This is a genomic window from Arthrobacter sp. AD-310, from assembly GCF_054656615.1.
In genome coordinates, this window is sequence record NZ_BAAHNO010000052.1 from 1 (window position 1) to 1,258 (window position 1,258).

Annotated in this window: 1 protein-coding gene; it reads left to right on the top strand. The window is 65.1% G+C overall.

Going from position 1 to position 1,258, the window contains the following annotated elements; genetic code table 11:
- The first annotated feature begins 18 nt into the window (after nucleotides 1-18).
- Nucleotides 19-1,227, top strand: coding sequence for an IS30 family transposase (locus ACYQ1Z_RS20085; RefSeq protein ID WP_459794311.1), 1,209 nt, complete (start codon nucleotides 19-21; stop codon nucleotides 1,225-1,227).
- Nucleotides 1,228-1,258 lie beyond the last annotated feature (31 nt).

Below are 1,258 nucleotides of genomic sequence, written 5' to 3' on the forward strand. Positions count from 1 at the left end.
GGCAGGTTCAAGGGGTCGTTGCAACACCTGAGTGATTGGGGTGTTGTTGTGGGTTTTGGTCGGCCTGAGCTGTTGCATTCGGTGGTGCGGGTTTTCTGGGAGGCGCGGTCTTCTGGGGCATCTGATGAGGTGGCGGCGGCGGTGGCCGGTATGTCTCTGTCTGCGGCCCGGTTGATCGTCCGTCAGCATGGTGGGGTGGATCCTGCGAAGAAGCCCCCGTGCGGGCGGTTCCTGTCCTTCGATGAGCGCGAGTTGATTGCCGTCTGGCGGGCCGCCGGGTGCGGCGTGCGGGAGATCGGTCGGCGTTTGGGCCGGAGCCCGTCCACTGTCAGCAGGGAGCTGGGCCGGAACATCCGGAACGGGGGCAACCGTCCGTACCTGGCGTCCTCGGCGCAGAACCGTGCGCAGAAGCTGGCGCGCAGGCCTAAGACCCGGAAACTGGCTTCCAACGAGGCCCTGGCACTCTACGTCGCCGGAATGCTGACCGCCAGGGAACGGTTGTCCCCGGAACAGATCAGTGCCCGGCTGCGGATCGACTTCCCCGATGATGAAAGCATGCGCATCAGCCCCGAGACGATCTATCAGTGCATCTACATCCAGGGCCGCGGCGGGCTGAGAGCCGAGCTCGCCGCTGCCCTGCGCACCGGCCGGGCCGTGCGGCAGCCAAACCGGCGCGCGGGCATGCGAAGGCCCCGGGTCCCGAAAGAGTTGTTGATCAGTGAACGCCCCGCGGAAGCCGACGACCGGGCCGTGCCCAGTCACTGGGAAGGCGACCTGATCATCGGAACCCCCGGAACCGGTGCGATCGGAACACTCGTGGAACGCAGCAGCCGCTTCGTGATGCTCCTGCACCTACCCAACGGACATACCGGCGAGCAGGTGCTGGCCGCCATCCAGGAAACCCTTCCCACCCTGCCGGCCCAGTTGCGCCGGTCCCTGACCTGGGACCAAGGCGCTGAGATGGTCGGCATTCACGAACGCGTGAAGATTGCCACCGGCGCCGAGGTCTACTTCTGCGATCCTCACTCGCCCTGGCAACGCGGCACGAACGAGAACACCAACGGACTCCTGCGACAGTACTTCCCTAAAGGCATGGACCTCACCACCGTCACCCGCGCAGACCTCGACTACGCCGCCGCAGGACTCAACGGACGCCTACGCAAAACCCTCGGCTGGAAAACACCCGCACAAGCCCTCCAGCAAATACTGGAAGAATCAGCAGCCTAGAACGTGTTGCAACGACCACTTGAATCCGCCC